Source organism: Elusimicrobiota bacterium, from assembly GCA_016788905.1.
In the GTDB taxonomy this organism is placed as follows: Bacteria; Elusimicrobiota; Elusimicrobia; order FEN-1173; family FEN-1173; genus JADKHR01.
This window is the reverse complement of sequence record JAEURZ010000013.1, coordinates 63,085-83,851: the sequence shown is the minus strand read 5'-3', so window position 1 is coordinate 83,851 and position 20,767 is coordinate 63,085. Positions and strand designations below refer to the sequence as shown.

Here is a 20,767-nt window from a genome sequence, read left to right as displayed (position 1 = left end):
GTTTGTAGGGTTTCATACCTGCCTATTTTAGCGCAGGTCTTCATATCTGCTTGGTGCAATGGCACTTTGAACTCACGTGCCCGGAAATGCTAGCAAAAAATCTCGTAAATAAGTTTAAAACGCCATTGAAAATTACTCTTTCGACCTTGGGGAATGCGCGTTGATGATTTGCCGGAGCACGGCGGGGAGGATTCCTCCGTGGGCGAGATAATCCACTTCGACGGGGGCGTCGACGCGCGCGAGGGCGTAAAAGTGGAGGATGGATCCGTCCTCTCTTTGGGTGGAAATCTTGAGTTCTTTCCGGGGCGTTAGGTTTTCAATCCCTTCGATGGCGAAGGTTTCTTTTCCCGTCAGTCCTAAACTTTCGCGGGTTTCCCCCGGTTTGAATTGGAGGGGGAGGACGCCCATGCCCACCAGGTTCGAACGGTGGATCCGTTCGTAACTTTCGGCGATGACCACGCGAACGCCCAGGAGTCGTGTTCCTTTGGCCGCCCAGTCTCGGGACGAGCCTGAACCATACTCTTTCCCCGCAATAACGATAAGCGGGACCTGGTCCTTTGCGTAGCGGAGGGAAGCGTCGAAAATGGACATTCTCTCTTCCGACGGAATATGGACCGTCACTCCACCTTCCACGCCGGGAACCAAATGATTTTTAAGCCGAATGTTGGCGAAGGTCCCTCGGATCATGACCTCGTGGTTGCCTCGTCGGGCCCCATACGAGTTGAAGTCTTTTTTTGTGACACCCTGAGCCATGAGATAGAGACCCGCGGGACTCTCTTCTCCAATGGACCCGGCGGGGGAGATGTGGTCTGTGGTCACAGAATCCCCCAACACCGCCAAGGCACGTGCGCCATGAATGTCCGTCAGGACGCCAGGTTCTAATCCCATCCCATCGAAATAGGGGGGATTTTTAATATAGGTGGAGGAGGGGTCCCAGGTGTATTGGCTTCCTTCGGGAGCGACAAGGGCGTTCCAATTGTCATCGCCTTGCGCCGCGGCTTCATAGCGCGTTTTAAACATTTCCGACCGAAGGGCCTTTTTTACGGTGTCCCGCACTTCCTCCGCGGTTGGCCAGATGTCTTTTAAATAAACGGGTCCATTCGAACCGTGTCCCAGGGGTTCCGTGGTGAGATCCAGGTCCATCCGACCGGCCAGGGCGTAGGCCACCACGAGGGGGGGCGACGCCAGGTAGTTGGCTTTCACATGGGGATTGATTCGCCCTTCGAAATTTCGGTTTCCAGACAAAACGGCCGCAGCAACAAGATTCCCTTCTTTAATGGCTTTCGAAACAGGTTCCGGGAGTGGTCCGCTGTTTCCAATGCAGGTCGTACAGCCATACCCCACCAGATGGAAATTGAGTTTTTCTAAATAAGGTGTCAGGCCGGCGGCGTCCATATAATCCGTGACCACACGCGACCCTGGGGCCAGGCTTGTTTTGACGTGCGGGGCCACCTGGAGACCCTTGTTCACCGCTTTCTTGGCCAATAGACCGGCCGAGATCATCACCGAAGGGTTTGAGGTGTTCGTGCAACTGGTGATGGCCGCCAAGACCACGCTGCCGTGGGTCAAAACGGTCTGATGTCCGTTCAGGTGGACAGGGACTTCCTTTTTCAGTGCCGAGGCGGGAAGTTCAAAACCCCGTTCCTTGACCGGAGCGGCAAGTGCCTTCAAAAACGAAGACTTGGATTCATTGAGCGGTACCCTGTCCTGGGGCCTTTTCGGGCCCGCCAAGGAGGGAACGATAGAACGGAGGTCAAGCTCCAACACCTGCGTGTAGGCAGGGGTGGGGGTCGTGTCGGTGCGGAAAAGGCCTTGGGCTTTGCAATAGGTTTCCACCAGCTGGATATGTTCTTCCGATCGACCGGTGAGTCGGAGATAAGCCAACGTTTCGCTGTCCACCGGAAAGAAACCCGCGGTGGCGCCGTATTCCGGGGCCATGTTGGCGATGGTGGCCCGGTCGGGAAGGGAAAGTTCCGATAGCCCTGGGCCGAAAAATTCGACAAATTTTCCGACCACGTTCATCTTTCGCAAGAGTTGGGTGACGGTGAGAACGGCGTCGGTGGCGGTGGATCCTGGGGGGAGACGCCCCTCAATTTTCACCCCCACGACTTCTGGAATGAGCAGGGACATGGGTTGTCCTAATAAAGCGGCCTCGGCTTCGATCCCTCCCACTCCCCATCCCAAAACGCCAAGTCCATTGATCATGGTGGTGTGGGAATCGGTCCCGATGACCGTGTCGAAATGGGCCACAGGGGTCTCTCCCTGTCGATCCACGGCAACGACGGAGGCGAGGTATTCCAGGTTCACCTGATGGACAATCCCAGTGTCGGGGGGAACGGTGCGGAAATTGCGGAGGGCTTTTTGACCCCATTTCAAAAAGGTATACCGTTCTCGGTTTCGGGAATACTCCATCTCCGCATTTTTTTGAAAGGAGTCGGGGGATCCGAAGTGGTCCACCTGAACCGAATGGTCGATCACCAGATCCACGGGGAACAGGGGGTTAATTCGGTCCGGGGCTACGCCGAATTTTTGCGCGGCGTCCCGCATGGCGGCCAGGTCGACCACCACAGGGACCCCCGTGAAATCCTGAAGCAAGACACGGGAAGCGATAAAGGGGATTTCTTTTGCGGGGAGGTTTTTCGGTGTCCAGCGGGCCAAGGATTCCACGTCGCTTTTTGTGACCAGGCGTCCATCTTCCGTGCGAAGGAGATCTTCTAACAGGACGCGAATGGAGTAGGGCAACGCGTTGAGGGAGATCCCCAACCGGGATCCCAGGGCGGGGAGAGAAAAATGCATGAAAGAGGGCTGGCCGGGAAGTGTCGCACGAGTGTCAAAACTGTTGAGAGCGTTGGATGGCATAGGGGAAAACTCCGTTAAAAAGATTATATCCAAGATCATTCTACTAAAACCAATCGATTTCTTTTTGAATGCCCATCCCCAAAAAATCAGGTAGAATCTCTCCGCGGCCGTCCCTTGCGGTGTCGACACCTTTTTTATTGAGAGATTGCTATGGAAAGACAAGACGAACCCCTTCCGGTTACTGAAGAAGAAGTGAAACCGTCCCTTGGACAAAGAATAATCAAAGCCGTTCTCCTGTGGGGTTTCCTCTTTGTGTTGATGGGGGGTCTTCTGGCCGGTCTCTGGAGTTGGGGATCCCTTCATTTCGTTTTTTCGACGGGAGAGCGGGCGGGTTTTGTTCAAAAATTTTCGAAGAAGGGATGGATATTTAAAACCTGGGAAGGTGAATTGAGCATGGTGAACCTGCCCGGGGCGGTCCCGGAAATTTTTAAATTTACGGTTCGCGATGAAAAGGTAGTCCCTTTGATTGAAGACACGATGGGTCGCCGGGTGGTTTTGACCTACAACCAGCACCGAGGGGTCCCCCCCGAAATTTTCGGGGAGACCGCCTATTTCGTTTTTCGAGTTCGAGGGGTTAAAGAGGAAGAGGGGGAGACGTCCTCTTTTCTTCCGACAACGCCTTCAAACCCCATCCCCTAGCCATGAAGCAAGAAAGTGTGCTAAAATCCCGTCGCTCAAAGAACTTCGGCATCGAACTCCATTGACAGCTCTCAGCGTTCTCATTCTTGCGGCCGGGGAAGGAACCCGGATGAAGTCCGATGTGCCGAAGGTCCTGCACCGGGTTGCGGGTAAAGCGTTGGTGGAACACGTGTTGGACGCGGTCTCTCCCTTGGGTGGGGCGGTGGGCGTTGTTCTTGGGCGCGGGGCTGAAGCTGTTCAAGATCGATTGGCGTTGCGGAAAGAAATCAATTTTTTTATTCAGAATAAACGGCGAGGTTCGGGGGATGCGGTGCGTCCGGCCTCCCGTTGGTTGGCGGGACGGGGCGGAAATGTTTTGGTCCTTTGTGGTGACGCGCCCCTGATTCGCTCGGCAACGGTTCGGGCGTTGAGTCGACTTCACGTTCGAGAGAGAAATGCCGCAACGCTTTTAACAGCGACCGTTGCACATCCGGCCGGGTATGGTCGGGTTTGTCGTGTGGATGGCCGTCCGGTGGCGATCATTGAAGATCGGGACGCCTCGCCTGAAGAGCGTGGCCTCTGTGAAATAAATTCGGGGACGTACTGCTTTCAAGTTCGAGATCTTTTAGAGGGCTTACGTGCCCTTCAGCCGGACAATGCGAAGGGCGAATATTACATTACGGACGTGGTCAAATTTTTAGTCGCCCGGGGGCGCTCCGTGGGGGCTCTCCGACTTTCGGAAGGGGACGAGGTCTTGGGTGTTAACAATCGACGGGAACTGGCGGAAGCCGGGCGGCGGTTGAACCAGCGGGTTCTCAACAGCTTGATGGACGATGGCGTCACTGTTGTTGACCCGACCTCCACTTATGTGGACGCCTCCGTGAGGGTGGGGCGAGACACGGTGATTGAACCGAACACGTTTTTGATGGGCGCCACCCGTATTGGGCGTCACTGTCATGTGGGGCCCAATACGCAATTGAAAGATTGTGTGGTGGCGGACGGGGTTCAGTTGGAAGCGAGTTTTTGTGAGGGGGCGCGGGTGGATCGGGGGGCGCGGGTGGGCCCCTTTTCTCGGTTGCGGCCCGGGGCGGTGGTCGGTCGCGAGGCCCACGTGGGGAATTTTGTGGAAATTAAAAAGTCCCGCTTGGGCGTTGGCGTAAAGGTCAATCACTTGAGTTATGTGGGGGACGCCACCGTGGGAGCCCAGGTCAATGTGGGTGCGGGGGTCATCACCTGCAATTACGATGGATTTAAGAAGCACACGACAACCGTCGGGCCTGGGGCTTTCCTTGGGTCGAACGTGAATTTGGTCGCGCCGGTTCGTGTGGGTGCGGGGGCTGTGGTGGGTGCGGGGTCGACCCTCACGCACAATGTTCCCGCCCATTCGTTGGCGCTGGAACGGGCCCCCGCCGTGATCAAACGCGGCTGGGCCAAAAAAAGACGGGCGGAGAAAACGGGACAAAAACATGGCTAAAAAAGAGGGAATTCGTATGGTGGCTCCATTGAAACTTTTTTCTGGTAACGCTCACCCGGCGCTGGCGAAGGAAATCGCTAAAGTTTTAAAAACGACCATAGGCGAAGCGAGCGTGGGTCGTTTCCCGGATGGGGAGGTGGAAGTTAAAATTACGGAAAATGTGCGGGGCGCCGATTGTTTTGTCATTCAGCCCACCAGCTATCCGGCCAACGATAACTTGATGGAACTCTTGTTGATGGTGGACGCCCTTCGTCGCGCCTCGGCCTGGCGCATTACGGCGGTGATGCCCTATTTCGGATACGGCCGCCAGGACAGAAAAGCCGAACCCCGCGTTCCTATTTCGGCGAAACTGGTGTCCAATATTATTCGTGCCGCGGGGATTGATCGCGTTCTCACCATGGATTTGCACGCGGGACAGATTCAAGGATTTTTTGATATCCCAGTGGACCATCTCTACGCGAACCCTGTTTTGGTGGGACACTTCCAGAAGAAAAAAATCCCCGCGGGAAATTTGGTGGTTGTTTCTCCCGATGCGGGAGGCGTGGAACGGGCCCGGGCGTTTGCCAAACGCCTGGATTCGGGTCTGGCCATCATTGACAAACGACGTATTTCCCCTCGGGAGGCAAACGTCATGCATGTGGTCGGCGATGTCAAAGGGAAGGTCACCCTTATTATAGACGACTTGGTGGACACGGGGGGTACACTGGCCAAGGCCGCTCAGGCGTTGGTGGATGCGGGGGCGACCCGTGTTCTTGCGGCCGCCGCCCATGGGGTTTTGGCGGGGCCGGCGATCGATCGATTAAACGCTTCTCCCGTGGAAGAGTTGGCGATCACGAACAGTATCCCTTTGAACCACAAAGACGCGCGCAAGATCCGCGTGTTATCGGTGGCTCCCCTGTTGGCCGAGGCCATTCAGCGGATCCATGTGGAGCGCTCCATCAGTGAATTGTTTGTTTGACACTTTAGAAATTAAGCGAGGTCTATCCGATGAAAACCATTGAACTCCGCGGTGAAAAGCGGGAATTGTCTACAAAAGGCGATCTTCTCAAGCTTCGAGAAAGTGGGCGTGTGCCTGGGGTCGTTTACGGTGAGAAGAAAGAGCCGATCACTATGTCGGTGGATGTGAAAAATTTCACCCAGTTGCTTAAAGGGCACGGGGCCAACGTTCTCATGAACCTGACGGTGGGGGAGAACGGGGAAATCGTTCTCTTGAAAGATGTCCAACGCGATGTCCTTTCACACAACATCATTCACTTGGATTTCCAGAGAATCTCCATGAAAAAAATGATTGAAGTCAATGTGCCGCTCCTCGTAATGGGGGAAGCTCCTGGTGTTAAAATCGGCGGGGGTGTTCTTGAACACATTTTGAGAAACCTTCGTGTGCGTTGCCTTCCGGCCGATATTCCGGACGGGATTTCTGTGGATGTGTCCCAACTGCAGTTGAACCAGGGGATTAAAGTTAAAGACGTTGTGTTGCCCGCGGGCGTGGAATGCATTACAGAGGGGGAGGGGTTGGTGTTGAATATTGTGGCGCCTGTGGAAGAAGAAGTGGCCCCGACCCCGGTGGCCGGCGCTGTGGCCGCGGGTGGAACGGAGCCCGAAGTCATTGCAAAGGGCAAGAAACCGGAGGAAGGCGAAGCGGTTCCTGGGGGCAAAGCCCCGGCGGCGGGAGCCAAAGCCGCGCCAGCGGGCAAGGAGAAAAAATAAGTTAATTTCAGGGAAGGGAGCGTTCCATGATTCCACGTTTGGTGGTTGGGCTTGGGAACGACGAAAAAAAATACGACCACACGCCCCACAATATTGGGTTTCAGGCGCTCGATGTTTTGGCGCGGCGACTGAAACTGAGCTGGAAGGACGAAAAAGGAAAAGTTCAATCGGCAGGGAAAGGCGATGTTCGTTTCATCAAGCCAAAGACCCTGATGAATATTTCCGGTGCCAGCGTCTTTTGGGCGGCCGCCTGGTGGCGGATCCCCGTCTCGGAAATCGTGGTGGTCTGTGACGATTTTTCCCTTCCCTGGGGTCGGGTTCGGATTCGACGGAAAGGGAGTTGTGGGGGACACAACGGGTTGAATTCGGTTGTTCAGTCGTTTAACACCGAAGAGGTGGCGCGGCTTCGTGTTGGGGTGGGGCCTGTCCCTCCAGGAATGGACCCGAAAATTTTTGTTCTGAAGAAGGTCGATACGACCCTTTTGGCCGAGTTGGCCGACCAGGCCGCTGACGCGTTGAACGCGGTGTTGGTGGAAGGAGTGGACGCGGCCATGAACCATTTTAACGGTCTCCCCAGCTAAATCCCATGGCCACAAAATTCACCCTCAAAGCTCAAGAATCCCTCCAAAGCGCTCAGGCGATTTCGGAAAAAAAGAACCACGCTCAAATCACGCCTCTCCACTTGCTTTCCTCTCTTTTGGATGTGCCAGAAAACATTGTCCCCCAACTTCTGGAAAAAGGGGGAGTGCCTCTGGGAAGTTTGCGCGCAAAAATCACTTCCGAGTTGGACAAGCTTCCGGAGGTCCGGGGTGGCCAACTCTCCGCCTCGCCGGCTTTTCGTGACGTGGTCACGAAGGCGGAGGGTGAGGCCCAAACTTTTCACGATGAATTTGTTTCGACCGAACATTTCTTGTTGGGAATTTTGGGGTTATCGGGGGACCCCGCTTCCTCCCTGCTTCAGTCCCATGGGCTCTCTCGGGAAAAAGCGCTCCAACTCCTCACCGAACTGCGGGGGTCTCATCGCGTGACCGACGAAAACCCTGAAGCCAAATACCAGGCTCTTGAAAAATACGCCCGGGATTTAACGGAGGCGGCGCGGGGGGGGAAGTTGGATCCGGTGATTGGGCGCGACGAAGAAATTCGGCGGGTGATTCAGGTCTTGTCCCGTCGAACCAAAAACAATCCCGTCCTGATCGGTGAACCGGGTGTGGGCAAGACCGCCATCGCTGAGGGATTGGCCCAGCGCATTATCTCCGGAGACGTTCCGGAAAGTCTTAAATCCAAACGGGTCTTGTCACTGGATCTGGGTGCTTTGATCGCTGGGGCCAAATATCGGGGTGAGTTTGAGGATCGCCTGAAAGCGGTGCTCAAAGAAATTGTCGATGCCCAGGGAAAGGTCATTCTTTTTATTGATGAGCTCCACACGCTGGTGGGGGCCGGGGCGGCGGAAGGTGCCGTGGACGCCGCCAATCTGTTGAAGCCCATGCTGGCACGGGGGGAACTCCGATGCGTGGGGGCCACGACGTTGGATGAATACCGAAAACATATTGAGAAAGACGCGGCGCTGGAGCGGCGGTTTCAACCCATCGTGGTGGCCCCTCCCTCCGTGGAGCAGACCATTGCCATTTTGCGTGGGCTTAAGGAGCGCTACGAGCTTCACCATGGCGTTCGCATCACGGACAGTGCCCTGGTGGCCGCGGCCACTCTTTCCGACCGTTACATTGCGGATCGGTTCCTCCCCGACAAAGCCATTGATTTGATGGATGAGGCCTCCAGCCGTCTCCGCATGGAAATGGATTCCATGCCTTTGGAGTTGGACGAAGTGGAGCGTCGTCGCCTTCAATTGGAAATTGAACGGCGCGCCCTTCAGAAGGAAGAGGACGCTGCCAGTCGGGAACGGTTGTCCAAGTTGGAAAAAGAGTTGGGGGAGCTGGCTAAAAAATCAGACGGGATGAAAGGGCAATGGGAGGCCGAAAAGGCCGGCTTGGGGCGAATCCGTGACGCCAAAGAAAAATGGGAAGACGCCCGCCGGGAAGAGCAAAAAGCGGAGCGCGGTGGCGATCTGGGCAAAGCGGCTGAACTCCGTTATGGGAAATTGCCGAGCCTGAAAAAAGAATGGGAGGCCGCGCAAGAGCGTTTGGTGGGCCTTCAAAAAGTTACGGCTATGTTGAAAGAAGCGGTGGATGAGCAAGATATTGCGCAGGTTGTGGCCAAGTGGACCGGTATCCCGGTGTCCCGGATGTTGGAAGGGGAAGTGGCCAAGCTGTTGAAAATGGAGGACAAGCTTCATGACCGTGTGGTGGGCCAGACGGAGGCTGTTCGCGCCGTCTCCGACGCGATCCGGCGATCGCGCTCGGGGCTAGGGGATCCCCATCGACCGATGGGGTCCTTTATCTTTTTGGGCCCCACCGGCGTTGGGAAGACCGAGTTGGCCCGTGCCCTGGCCGAATTCCTTTTCGACGACGAGCGGGCCCTCTTGCGGTTGGATATGTCGGAGTATATGGAAAAACATGCCGTGGCCCGGTTGATCGGTGCCCCACCAGGATATGTGGGGTACGAAGAAGGCGGCCAATTAACGGAGGCGGTGCGGCGGCGGCCTTACGCGGTTCTCCTCTTGGATGAAATTGAGAAAGCGCACGGGGATGTTTTTAACATCCTTCTTCAGATATTGGATGACGGCCGGTTGACGGATGGTCAAGGTCGAACCGTGGATTTCAAAAACACGGTGGTCATCATGACCTCCAACATTGGAAGTCAATGGTTAACGGACGCGTCCTCGGATGAGGAGGCCCGGGCCAAGGTGATGGACGCCCTTCGTGGCCATTTCCGACCGGAATTTTTAAATCGGATTGATGAGGTTTTAATCTTTTCTCGTTTATCGGAAGACCAAATCGCTCAAATTGTGGATATTCAATTGGCGCACTTACAAAAACGACTGGCCGAACGTCGTATGACGATTCGGCTGACCCCGGCCGCCAAGTCCGCCCTGGCGAAGGATGGGTTTGATCCGGATTACGGGGCCCGACCCTTGAAACGGGCCCTTCAAAAAGAAGTCATTGACCCGCTGGCCCGGAAACTCTTGTCCGGCGATTTTTCAGATGGCGATCCTATTGAGGTGGACGCTTCCCCCACCGGAGATTTCGTTTTTCGCACGGGCAAAAAGAAGTAGCGCCTTTCGCCATGTCGCGCCGATTGTTTTTCCTTCCCCTGTTGGCTCTTTTGTTCCTGTCCGCGAAGAAGATGGATTATGTTCGTACGTGTCTGAAAGAGGCGGGGGGGGAGGATCGCTACGCCCGTGTGGAAACGGTGGATTGGTCCTTTTCCTTGGCGCGCCCATCCAAGCAGGGTGTCGTGACGTGGCAGGGGCGTCAACGGTTAAAGCGGCGGGGGGATGTCTTTGAGATTCGGGAAGATTTGGACACCCCGGAGGGGCGGTGGACGGTTTGGGTGGGTTCCGTTTCCTGGGTGGAACGGGACAGCGTTCCTGTCACCGATGTGGAGGTCCGAGACTCCCGCGTGGAGGAAGCGCGCCGTCGCGCGTTTTGGGGGTTAGCTCCCTTTCCACTCCTGACCCCGTCACCGGTGGGGCGTTATTTGGGATCGGCCTATTTTCAAAACAGATTGGTACGACGGGTGGAGCTGGACCCTGTTCGGCGAGGGGAGATCTTTTTTCCCTCCCCCTTTGTGCTGTTTTTGGACACCACGGTTCCCCTCCTTCGGGGGGTGGTCTATGGGACCGGGGTTGAAAGCGAAAGTTATCTTTTTGAAGGGCACGAGCTCCATCAAAATCTATTGACCACCGCCCGGGTGTGGACCAGGTTCAACGCGGAGGGAAAACGTGTGGAAGTGATGCGCGTCCAAGAGACCCTCTACAATTCGTACATTGATGACACGCTGATGACGTTCTCGGCCCACACCCCTCAAGGAGAATAATCCATGATTGAACAATTGTTCGAATGCAAACGAGCGGGCCAATTTGATAAACGGTTTACGTTAAAAGGGTCTGAACCCCAGTACGCCCCGGATCGGACGTTTGATACCGAACACATCCGGTTGGATCTTCGCTTGGATATCCCCGGCAAGATCCTTCAGGGCGTTTGCACCACAACCGTTCGTGTGTTAGCGGAGGGGGCGGAAACCTTGGTTTTTGATGCCGTCAACTTTAAGGTGGCGTCTGTTCGGGTGAAAAATCGACCGCTCCGTTTTGATTACAACCAGAAAAAACTTACCGTGCATCTTTCCAAACCCGCCCGAAGTGGTGAACGGATGGACCTGGTGGTGTCCTACAAGGTCACTCGGCCCAAACTGGGGCTTTACTTTGTCGGTCCGGATCGCGGGTATCCCACGAAACCAGTCCAAGTCTGGACCCAGGGAGAAGATGAATACGCGCGGTATTGGTTCCCCTGTCACGATGCCCCACAGGATCGGACCACCACCGAAATGATCGTGCGCGTGCCGCGGGGATTCACCGCGGTGTCCAACGGTCGTCTGGTTCGAAAATCGACCCAAGGGCGAGAGACCCTTTTCCATTGGAAGCAAGAAATTCCCCACGCCACCTATTTGGTTACCCTGGCGGTGGGGGAGTTTTCGGAAATCAAAGATTCGTGGCGGGGGAAGCCCGTTCTTTACTATGTTCCCAAGGGACGTGAAGAGGACGCCCGTCGAGCGTTCGGCAAGACCCCTCGAATGATGGAATTCTTCTCCAAGAAGATCGGCGTGCCCTACGCCTATCCCAAATACGCCCAGGTGGCCGCCCTGGATTTTATCTACGGGGGCATGGAGAACACCAGTGCCACCACCCAAACATCCCTGACACTCCATGACGAGCGGGCCCATTTGGATTTTTCGTCGGACCCCTTGGTCGCCCACGAGTTGGCCCATCAGTGGTTTGGTGATCTTCTGACCTGTCGAGACTGGTCCCACGCGTGGTTGAACGAAAGTTTTGCCACCTATTTCGAAGCTCTTTTTACGGAATTCGACAAAGGGCCCGCGGAATTCGCCGTGGAACTGTTCCACAACGGAGAAATCTATTTCGAGGAGGATCGGGATCATTACCGTCGATCCATCGTGACGAAAGTGTACAAGCAGCCTTCCGATCTCTTTGACCGCCATCTCTACGAAAAAGGTTCTCTGGTCCTCCATATGTTGCGGGGACTCTTGGGGGCTCGGGATTTTTGGAAAGCCATTGGGGTTTATGTGCGGGACAACAAAGGCCGTACCGTAGAGACGCGCCAATTGCTGGACGCCATCGAGAAAGCCACGGGCAAGAACCTGTCGCGGTTTTTTGACCAATGGGTGTATGGGGCAGGCCATCCGGAGTTCAAGGTTCGTTATTGGTGGAATTCCCGAAAAAAGGAAGCGGTGGTTCGAGTCCTTCAAACCCAAGCGACGAACGGGGAGACGGGACTGTTCCATGTGCCCATTGAGTTCGGTTTTCGATGGGGCAAAGTGGAAAAACGGTTTAAAGAAACCTTGGACAAGAAATCCCATCTCTTTCATTTCAAACTAAAAAAGGAACCGGACGTTGTCCTTTTTGATCCGGACCATTGGATCCTGAAAAAGGTAGATTTTCCAAAATCAGAGGAGATGTGGATTCGTCAACTGACCCAGGATCCCCATGCGCTGGGGCGCGCAGCCGCCGCGAAGGCGCTCGGAAAAGTGGGGGGGCCTGCGGTGGTGGAGGCTCTCGGCCAGGCTATTTTGGCCGAAAAGTTTTGGCACGTTCAAGGGGAAATGGCCCAGGCGTTGGGGCAAATTCGAACCCCCGCCGCCGCCCAGGCGCTCCTGCGTGCCCACCACGAGGTGGAACATCCCAAAGCACGCCGGGCCCTCTTGTTCGCCTTAGGCGAATTTCGTGAGATTCAGGTCCGGGATCGCCTTCTTGAAACCCATGGACAAGAGAAGAGTTATTTCGCTTTTAACCAGGCGATTCGGACCTTGGCCCGCCAGGGGGATCCGTTGGTGATGGACCTGATTGAACGTTCTCTCCGGATGGATTCCTGGAACGATGTGATTCGTTCGGGAGCTTTGGACGCCCTGACCGCCATGAAACCAGCGGATCTTGTGGTCCGGCTCAAAAAGCACACGTCCTATGGCGTCCCCGAAACCCGGCGCATGACGGCGATCCGATGTTTGGCCCAAGTGGGATTGGGGCGGACCGATGTTCAAGATCACTTGATGGGGTTGCTTGAAGACCCAAACCTTTTGGTGCAGATGGCGGTGATACGAGGGCTCACACAGATCGGAGACGAACGGGCGATTCCCGCCCTTAAGAAATTAACCACCGGAGACCGAGACGGCCGCCTTCTTCGGACCGCCGAAGAAGCCGTAGAGAAACTGAAAAAAGGAATCGAAGACGAACCCAAAAAGAAAGAAAAGTGACCCATTCTTTAACCTCCTTTTTTTGCAGTGGGAGAGAGATGGAAATAAATAAATGACGGTCTGGACGGTTCTCCTTTCTGACCCGGCCGGGGTCGATTCGGGTGTTTTGGGTCGGTTCTTCGCTTCTCAAAAAAAGATTCTTCTCTTGGATGCCCAGCGTTTGGCTCGCCACGCTTGGGGCTTTTTAGGAGACGATCTTTCTGAGGAAGAAGCCCGAACCCTCGTGCGTTCGGCGGAGGCCGCTGGGATCCAGGCCATCGCCATCGAAAAAGGGGCTGTCGTTCATTTGCCAGGACCTCAGGCGGTCCGGGGGCTTGTTTTTGAGGGCGATCGCGTGGAATTTCGGGTGGGCGTTCCCGCTCACCTTCAACCTCTCCCCCTTTCCCGCCTACAACTGTTTTCCGTTGTGAACCTCCGGCAGGACACTTCAACTGTTCGGACCATTCAGGAACAAGCCTCGATGGGGAGAAAAATTGCGGGTTTGGGCGTTATGCTTTCCACGGGGATCCCCGTGGGAATGGGGAAGGGGAAATCCCTCCAAAAAACGGTGACGGAAACCGAATGGGTATTGACCTTGGATATTTTTGGAAAGGGGGGGCGCTGGCGAATTGTCCCCGCGGCGTTTGATTTCTCGGGATTGGGTAAGGACATTGGCACCGCGGGACCGGACAATCTTCGTCGTCTTCTCCAACGGCTCCACGTGGAATGTCCTTCCGCCCTTTTGAACCGCGGAGCCCGTTGGTGGTTGGAGGGGCGACCGCTGAACACCACGGGGTACGATGAGGTGTCTGATGGGGATCAAGAAGCTCGGTGGTTGTTGACGTTGGCCCAAGGACAATGATGAACGACGAAACCAAACCGCTTTCCGTCAGTCAAGTGAACCGGGCCATTGGGGTGGCTTTGGAAGAAAGTTTTTCAGACGCGTTTTGGGTGGTGGGTGAGGTGCAGGGGTATGACCGGGACGCGACCAAGGCGAGCCAGCGCCGATGGGGACAGATCTATTTCGAATTGATTGAAAAGGAATCGGGCAGCGACACAGTGAAGGCGGGGATCAAGGCCCTCGTGTGGGGGGATGTTCACAACGCCATGAAGGCGAAGCTCCTAGACGTGGCCGGTGACCTGAAATTCCAGGACGGACTTCAAGTAAAGCTTCTCTGCAAAATTGATTTTTACTGGCCCCGGGCCAACCTGCAACTCAAAGTGTTGGATGTGGATCCCCATTTCACATTGGGGGATATGGAACGGGCTCGTCGTGAACTCATTGAATCGCTCCAACGGACCGGTGTGTATGATCGAAATCGGGAGATGGTCTTTCCCCGTGTTCCCCTGGACATTGGGTTGGTGACATCGGAAGGCAGTGCCGCTTATCATGACTTTGTGGAAGAGCTGAGAAGTTCCGGGTATGCGTTTCGATTGTATTGTGTGGACGCCCGGATGCAGGGGGCCGAAACGGAGACCGACGTCCCCCGGGCACTCGTGCTCCTGGGGCGCCATCCGGCGGTGGAAGTCATTGTGGTGGTGCGCGGTGGGGGATCCCGGTCAGACCTGATCTGGTTTGATAAAGAAAAAGTGGCCCGGGCGGTGGCCCTTTGCCCCAAGCCGGTGTTAACGGGGATCGGTCATGAAATTGATCTGTCTGTGACGGATCTGGTGGCGCACATCAGCCGTAAGACCCCGACGGCGGTCGCCCAAACGCTGATCGAGCGGGCCCGGGACTTTGAGAACCTCTTGGTGGAATCCTGGCGCACGGTCCGGGAAACCGCCACAGGGCGGTTGGAACGGGAATCCCGGGTTCTCACAGAGGCGGCGCAGGATTGGCGGGTGAGCGCGAGGAATACGGTTCAGGGACACCGCGACCGGTTGTCCCGGGGCCGGGACGTGTTGCGGGCCGCGGCCCGCCGCCATCTGACCGTTCTTCGAGAGAGAGTGAGAAACACCCCGGCCCGGTTGTCGGGTGGCGCGCGATCGCTCTTGAAATCCCAATCCGAAAAAATGGATTTGTTCCACAAAGAATGTGCTTTGAAGGATCCGCGGCGAATGTTGGCGCGAGGCTACAGTTTGCTTTACGTCGGGGGGCGGATCGTGAAGAGTGTTCGTTCTGTGCGGGCGGGAGAATTTTTTGAGGCGCGGCTCTCCGATGGAGTGGTGACCGCGAACATCCTGGGGCTGAGGAAGGATTGATATGACTAAAAAGACGGAAGGTTACGCCGCGGCTTACGATGAACTTCAGAAAATACTTGAAGCCATGGACCAAGGGGAAATTGATGTGGACGAGCTTTCCGAAAAAGTGAAACGCGCGGCGGAACTTATTGAATTTTGTCAGAAGCGGTTGCGCGACACAGACCTTCAGGTCAAACGGGTCATGCAAAAATTAGAAGAGTCCACGGAAAAAGAGGACGCGGAATAGGGGGGAAGTTTTTTCTTTAATGCAGAAGGGAATCGATGGTTTCGATTACCGTTTTTGCCTCAATTTTCTTGAGGCAGAGTTGATGGTCCCCGCCGCGAAGAGGGCATTCGTTTCGGACGCAGGGGACGCAGGGAACTTGGTCGGTTTGGATCACGCGGACCTGGGGGCCGAAGGGAGACGTGAGCCGTGGATTGGACGGCCCCGCCAGCACCACGAGGGGAACGCCCACAGCCCACCCCACATGCATCAGGCCCGATTCGTTGGTGAGGAGAACGGTGGCGCAGGTTAAGAGGTCCGCCACCAGGGGAATCGAGGTTTGGCCACAAAGGTTGAGCGTGGGACGACGGGACAGACGAGCGACGTCGTCAGCGAAAGGCTGATCTTCGGGAGCGCCGAGGATCAGGACGGTCGCCCATTCGGGCCCCAATCCGTCGATCACTTCCGCGAAGCGTTCCGGAAACCACCGGCGCGCCGGAGCCCTCGAACCGGGGGCCACCGCCAATATTTTTCCGGATCCCAGATCGACTCCTTTTTTTAGAAATTGCTCTTTTTCTTTTTCGGTCGTTCGCGGAACGAAAAGATCTTCGACACCCACGGACTTGTTTGCTTCTCCCAACAAACCCATGTAGCGTCGGACGTAGTGAAACCGTTCATCCAAAACGGGGGATTCCGTCAATAGCCCGCGGCGAAATTGTCCGGCGTATCCCACCCGTCGTGGAATCCCGGCCAACCAAGGGGAAAGAGCGGCGGAAAAAGATGGGGGGAGAACGTAAGCGGCTTCGTAGTTTTTGGAACGAAGTTTCCGAGCGGTGGCCCAGGGGCTCTCCCTTGAATCCAGCGGGAGGACATTCGCCACTCCCGGCGCGCCTTGGTAAATGGAGGCCAAGGACAATTTGGTCAAAACGTCAATTTCGATACCGGGAGAGCGGGTGGCTAGCCGTTTCACAAAGGGGGTGGCCATGATGGCGTCTCCCAGCCAGTTCGGTGCGCGAACCAATACGCGTTTCGTCATAGGGAGATTCTACCTGGTTTTGTTTTATTTTTCTTGCTAATGTACCCCCGTGGGACCATTTTCATGTTTAGAGGAGGAGTTTTCTATGAAAAAGTTAGCCTTTGTGTTTGCTTCCTGTCTCGGTCTGTCTCTCGTTGTGGCGGAGGAAAAGGGGGTGGCGAATACCCCAGCTCCCGAAGTCGTTTCGGACGGGATCTCCTCCGTTCTCGTGATCAAATCCGCTCTGGGGAGTGGTGTCGATCGGGAAACCCGTACTATTGAGGGAGAGGCGGAGAGTTTTGATACGGCTGTTTCCGTCCATTATCTGACCCAGATCAAGTCCGATTCCGTTCCCACCACGATTCATCACGTGTATTCTGTTGATGGAAAAGAAATCGTTTCGGTTCCTCTTGCCATCAAAGGATCTCCCTGGACCACCTGGAGCCACAAAACCGTTTGGCCAGGGGCTTGGAAGGTCGAAGTGAAGGACGAGGGGGGCAAGGTGATTCAGTCGAAACTCTTTACGGTTTCTGCATCGATGGAAACTCCTGATCCCATGCCGTCCGTCGAAGGACAATAAAGAAAATATCCGATTGAATTCCCCCCCTGGCGCCACGCGGGCCAGGGGGGTGTTTTTTTCTCTCAATGGGGAATCTTTCCTTGACTTAAGGCCCGTCTTAGGTAAAATATGCCCGTTGGAACGATTACTCCCCTGACACAAACAGCAACCCAATGGAAAAGGATGGTCAAGGATGTACTTAAAACGTCTTGAGATGGTTGGTTTTAAATCATTTGCCGAGCGCACGCGCCTGGAGTTTGAAAAGGGCGTGACGGCCATCGTTGGTCCAAATGGGTGTGGAAAATCCAATGTTGTTGATGCCCTGCGTTGGTGTTTGGGGGAAATGAGCGCTAAATCTCTCCGATCCAAGGTGTTGGCGGACGTTATTTTTAACGGGTCAGCGAACCGAGCCCCGTCCAACTTGTCAGAAGTTTCCATGACGTTTGACAATTCTCAAAACCGGTTGCCCATCGATTATTCTGAAGTGACCATCACACGTCGGCTTTTCCGGTCCGGAGAGTCCGAATATTTTTTAAACAAATCCCAGTGCCGCTTGAAGGACATTAAAGAGCTTTTCCTCGATACCGGAATCGGAGAAGAAGGCTATTCGATTATTGAACAGGGCCGGGTGGAATATGTTTTGTCAGCCAAGCCGGAAGAACGGCGAGAACTTTTTGAGGAAGCCGCCGGCGTATCGAAGTACAAGGCCCGGAGGGAGGAAGCCCTTCGCCGCTTGGACCGTACCCAGTTGGACCTGGACCGATTATCGGACGTCATTGCCCTTACAAAAGAACAGATGGATAAAATTGAGGCGGCGGTCCGTAAGGCCCGTTCCTATCAGAAAATCCAAGAGAATCTAAAATCTCTGGAAATTGCCCACGCCCTTTTTGAATCAAAACAACTCGAAGAACAGATGGAATCCATGCGCCAAGCCATGATGGTGATGGAAAATGATCTTCACACGAAGACCGCAGGAACAAGCCAGAAAGAAGCGGATTTGACCGACTTGCGCTGGAAAGAAACACAGCTTGGGGAAAAACTTGTTGAAATGAACCGACGCCTTTCCGAGATTGACGGATCAGTGAGTTTGGCGGAACAGCGCCAGGCCACTGCCCGGGAACGGCAAGCGGAGATTGCGCATCGGGACTTGATTTTGGATGGAGAAATAAACCACGGCCGCTCCCGTCGGGAAGAGCTGAAAAAATTGGCAGAGGAAATTCAAGGATCCCTCGCGGAAGAGGCGGAGAATTTCCGCCAGTCGGCGGGCGTTTTGGCCGCGGCCGAGGCCTCTTACACTGAAAAATCGGGTCTCCTCACGAGTGTTCAGAACGTGGCAACGGAGATTCAGAACGCCCTCTGGAAGACCACCCAGGATCGGACCAAACTCAATAACGATTTGGTGGCCCAACGGTCACTGGAATCTCGTTTGGAAGCCCAACTCCAAGTTCACACAAAGGAGTTGGCCAAGGCGGAGGAACGGTTGGCCCAGTTGTCGGCCGAGTTGACAACGGCGGAAGCGGATGTCCTGTCTTCTTCCACGGCACTTTCGCAAGCGGAAGCCTCGGTGAGCGCGGCCCAAGCGGATCGGACGGAACGGGACCGTGGGCTCTCGGAGTCCCAAACGACCGTGGCGCGGGCCCAAGAAGATTTATTTCGAACCCAGGCTCAATTGGACGCCCAAGAAGAATGGGAGTCCTCCGATGTTTACGCCCGCGGGACCCAAGCGGTGTTGGGAGCTTCTTTGGCAGGGATTCATGGCCCTGTGGGGCGTCTGATTTCGGTTTCAACGGCGGATGAAATTCCCGTTCGCCGGGCGCTTGGAATCCACGTGAACGATTTGGTGGCTGATACCTTGGAGGACGCCCGGGCGGCAATCGATTTCTTAGCGAAAGGGGCTCACGGACGGGCGCGGGTGTTGGTCTTGGACCGACTTTCTTCCGGGGCCCCAGGGGCCGCGGTATCGGTAGGTCAACGGGCGCTCCTGGATATGGTGCGTGTGGACATGCGGTTTGAGCCCGTGGTGCGCTATCTGTTGTCCGGCTGGATCTCTTCCGAGGGAACACTTTACGGAGAGGGAATCCTGGAGGGGGGGGCGGAGTCTTCTTCGGGGCCTGTTTTTGATGCGCTGAGACGGGAGAATTTGTCCCGGGAAATTTCCACCCTGACCGCTGGGCTTGTGGCCGCGCAGGAGTCCCGTCGTTCTGCCGAAGAAGCCCGGCGCGTGGCGGCCCAGAATTTGGAAAGTTCTCGTCGAGAATTAGAATCGGCGCGTGTGCGGGCGAATGTTTCGTCTCAGGCGGCGGTGCGGCTTCGGGGGCAGGGAACTCTTCTCCAAGAAGAAATTCAGCTGATCCGTAAAGAGATGGAAAAAGCGCAGGGGAGTGAAACGCAAGCCCGGGGATCTGCCCAGGTTCTGGAATCCCAGTTGGAGGGCTTGAAGGGCGAAGAGACCCGCCTTCGCAATGAGTGGGGGATGATTCAAGAGTCGTTAAAAGAACGGCAAGCGGAAACGTTTACGGCGTCCTCGGAACTGGCGGTGGCCAAAGAACGGGCCCACGGACACGAAGAGCGTTTGCGCTGGAAAGAAAAACAATTGACGGACGTGGAGACGGAACGTCAAGGGTTGGTCTCCGGCCTGGAGGTGAAGGTTCAGGAGCGGGAGGGATCCGTTCTCCGCGTGGAGGAGCAGCGAAAAATCGAGGAAGAAGCCGCGCGCGTTATTGTGGAGCTCATGACCCACCGCCGGGAAGCCAATGACGCACTCGAAGCGGTTCACTCGGAACGTCGCGTGCTCGCCGAATCGTTGGGATTGGCCCAAACAACCCTGTCGGACCTCCGGCAACAAACGGAGGAGATGCAAAATCAATTGCACGAGAAAAAACTTCAGCACAGCCACGCGGAATTTCGTCGAGAGTCCGTGGAAACACACCTGAAAGACAAATACACCCTCACTTTGGCCGAGGCGCGGGAAGCCCATCCCATTCCAACGGAGGCTGTGGCTCAAGCTGAATTAGAGAAACTGCGTCGACGAGTGGAAGGACTTGGGCCCGTGAACCTGGCGGCACCAGAAGAGCACGCCCAATTAGAAGAGCGCTATAATTTCCTCCTTTCTCAACAGCAGGACCTCGTAAAAGCCAAAGAGGATTTGCTGAGCACCGTCCAGAAAATTAACGCTTCCACCCGTCAGAACTTTAAAGAAACGTTTGATAAAGTTCGGGAAAACTTTAAGGACATCTATGGTCAGCTCTTCCCCGGCGGGGAAGCTGATGTTCGGCTGACCGATGAGGCGGACATTCTCAATGCAGGCGTTGATATTTTTGCCCAGCCGCCAGGGAAAAAGCTCATGAACATCACGCTCCTTTCCGGCGGCGAAAAAGCGCTTACGGCGGTGGCGCTCCTTTTTGCGTTCTTTATGGTTCGGCCCGCGCCCTTTGCCGTGTTGGACGAAGTCGACGCGCCCTTAGACGAAGCCAACGTGACTCGCTTTATTACCCTGATCAAGGCTTTCACTGATCAGTCCCAATTCATCATGATCACCCACAACAAGCGTTCCATGGAAACCGCCGACACACTGTACGGGGTCACGATGGAGGTCCAGGGCGTCTCCCGCATTCTTTCCGCACGTCTAAAAACTCTGGAAAACCGTGCCCCCACCCGAAGCCCCGAGTCTGTTCTTTCTGGTACCGAAAAGGACTAATACTAGGATTTTTGCATAGTATGTCATTGTTTTGTGGACATTCTATGCAAAACAATGTGATTTCTTTTAGAAAA

The 20,767-nt window shown here is 55.4% G+C and carries 15 protein-coding genes; 13 read left to right on the top strand and 2 right to left on the bottom strand.

What is annotated here, in order from left to right; all coding sequences use genetic code 11:
* Window positions 1-132: 132 nt before the first annotated feature.
* Window positions 133-2,859: an aconitate hydratase AcnA gene (gene acnA / locus JNK54_06780; protein MBL8023971.1), complete on the bottom strand. Its 2,727-nt coding sequence runs from the start codon at window positions 2,857-2,859 to the stop codon at window positions 133-135.
* Window positions 2,860-3,117: 258 nt separating this feature from the next.
* Here acnA and JNK54_06775 point away from each other — a divergent pair, with 258 nt between their 5' ends.
* From JNK54_06775 to xseB, 11 genes are all read left to right on the top strand, one after another.
* The gene (locus JNK54_06775; GenBank protein MBL8023970.1) at window positions 3,118-3,498 is read left to right on the top strand and encodes a hypothetical protein; all 381 of its coding nucleotides are present in this window, start codon (window positions 3,118-3,120) and stop codon (window positions 3,496-3,498) included.
* Between the two features lie 109 nt (window positions 3,499-3,607).
* The gene (gene glmU, locus JNK54_06770) at window positions 3,608-4,951 is read left to right on the top strand and encodes a bifunctional UDP-N-acetylglucosamine diphosphorylase/glucosamine-1-phosphate N-acetyltransferase GlmU (GenBank protein ID MBL8023969.1); all 1,344 of its coding nucleotides are present in this window, start codon (window positions 3,608-3,610) and stop codon (window positions 4,949-4,951) included.
* Between the two features lie 19 nt (window positions 4,952-4,970).
* The gene (locus tag JNK54_06765; GenBank protein MBL8023968.1) at window positions 4,971-5,909 is read left to right on the top strand and encodes a ribose-phosphate pyrophosphokinase; all 939 of its coding nucleotides are present in this window, start codon (window positions 4,971-4,973) and stop codon (window positions 5,907-5,909) included.
* Window positions 5,910-5,938: 29 nt separating this feature from the next.
* On the top strand, window positions 5,939-6,658 hold the full coding sequence (locus tag JNK54_06760; GenBank protein MBL8023967.1) for a 50S ribosomal protein L25: 720 nt from the start codon (window positions 5,939-5,941) through the stop codon (window positions 6,656-6,658).
* Window positions 6,659-6,684: 26 nt separating this feature from the next.
* Window positions 6,685-7,239: an aminoacyl-tRNA hydrolase gene (locus tag JNK54_06755; GenBank protein ID MBL8023966.1), complete on the top strand. Its 555-nt coding sequence runs from the start codon at window positions 6,685-6,687 to the stop codon at window positions 7,237-7,239.
* Window positions 7,240-7,244: 5 nt separating this feature from the next.
* Entirely contained in the window at window positions 7,245-9,827 is a 2,583-nt protein-coding gene (clpB, locus tag JNK54_06750; protein ID MBL8023965.1) for an ATP-dependent chaperone ClpB, read from the top strand.
* An 11-nt stretch (window positions 9,828-9,838) separates the two neighbouring features.
* On the top strand, window positions 9,839-10,591 hold the full coding sequence (locus tag JNK54_06745) for a hypothetical protein (GenBank protein MBL8023964.1): 753 nt from the start codon (window positions 9,839-9,841) through the stop codon (window positions 10,589-10,591).
* A 3-nt stretch (window positions 10,592-10,594) separates the two neighbouring features.
* On the top strand, window positions 10,595-13,039 hold the full coding sequence (locus tag JNK54_06740; GenBank protein MBL8023963.1) for a M1 family metallopeptidase: 2,445 nt from the start codon (window positions 10,595-10,597) through the stop codon (window positions 13,037-13,039).
* A 52-nt stretch (window positions 13,040-13,091) separates the two neighbouring features.
* Window positions 13,092-13,880: a hypothetical protein gene (locus JNK54_06735; protein ID MBL8023962.1), complete on the top strand. Its 789-nt coding sequence runs from the start codon at window positions 13,092-13,094 to the stop codon at window positions 13,878-13,880.
* Window positions 13,877-15,220: an exodeoxyribonuclease VII large subunit gene (gene xseA, locus JNK54_06730; GenBank protein MBL8023961.1), complete on the top strand. Its 1,344-nt coding sequence runs from the start codon at window positions 13,877-13,879 to the stop codon at window positions 15,218-15,220. The genes JNK54_06735 and xseA overlap by 4 nt, the downstream gene beginning before the upstream one ends.
* Before the next feature lies 1 nt (window position 15,221).
* Window positions 15,222-15,446: an exodeoxyribonuclease VII small subunit gene (gene xseB, locus JNK54_06725; protein ID MBL8023960.1), complete on the top strand. Its 225-nt coding sequence runs from the start codon at window positions 15,222-15,224 to the stop codon at window positions 15,444-15,446.
* 16 nt (window positions 15,447-15,462) lie between these two features.
* On the opposite strand, the gene waaF is transcribed toward xseB, so the two are convergent.
* The gene (gene waaF, locus JNK54_06720) at window positions 15,463-16,458 is read right to left on the bottom strand and encodes a lipopolysaccharide heptosyltransferase II (protein MBL8023959.1); all 996 of its coding nucleotides are present in this window, start codon (window positions 16,456-16,458) and stop codon (window positions 15,463-15,465) included.
* 85 nt (window positions 16,459-16,543) lie between these two features.
* Here waaF and JNK54_06715 point away from each other — a divergent pair, with 85 nt between their 5' ends.
* Window positions 16,544-17,017 (top strand): DUF2914 domain-containing protein, encoded by a 474-nt coding sequence (locus JNK54_06715; protein ID MBL8023958.1) that lies wholly within the window; start codon window positions 16,544-16,546, stop codon window positions 17,015-17,017.
* 172 nt (window positions 17,018-17,189) lie between these two features.
* Entirely contained in the window at window positions 17,190-20,693 is a 3,504-nt protein-coding gene (gene smc, locus JNK54_06710; protein ID MBL8023957.1) for a chromosome segregation protein SMC, read from the top strand.
* Window positions 20,694-20,767 lie beyond the last annotated feature (74 nt).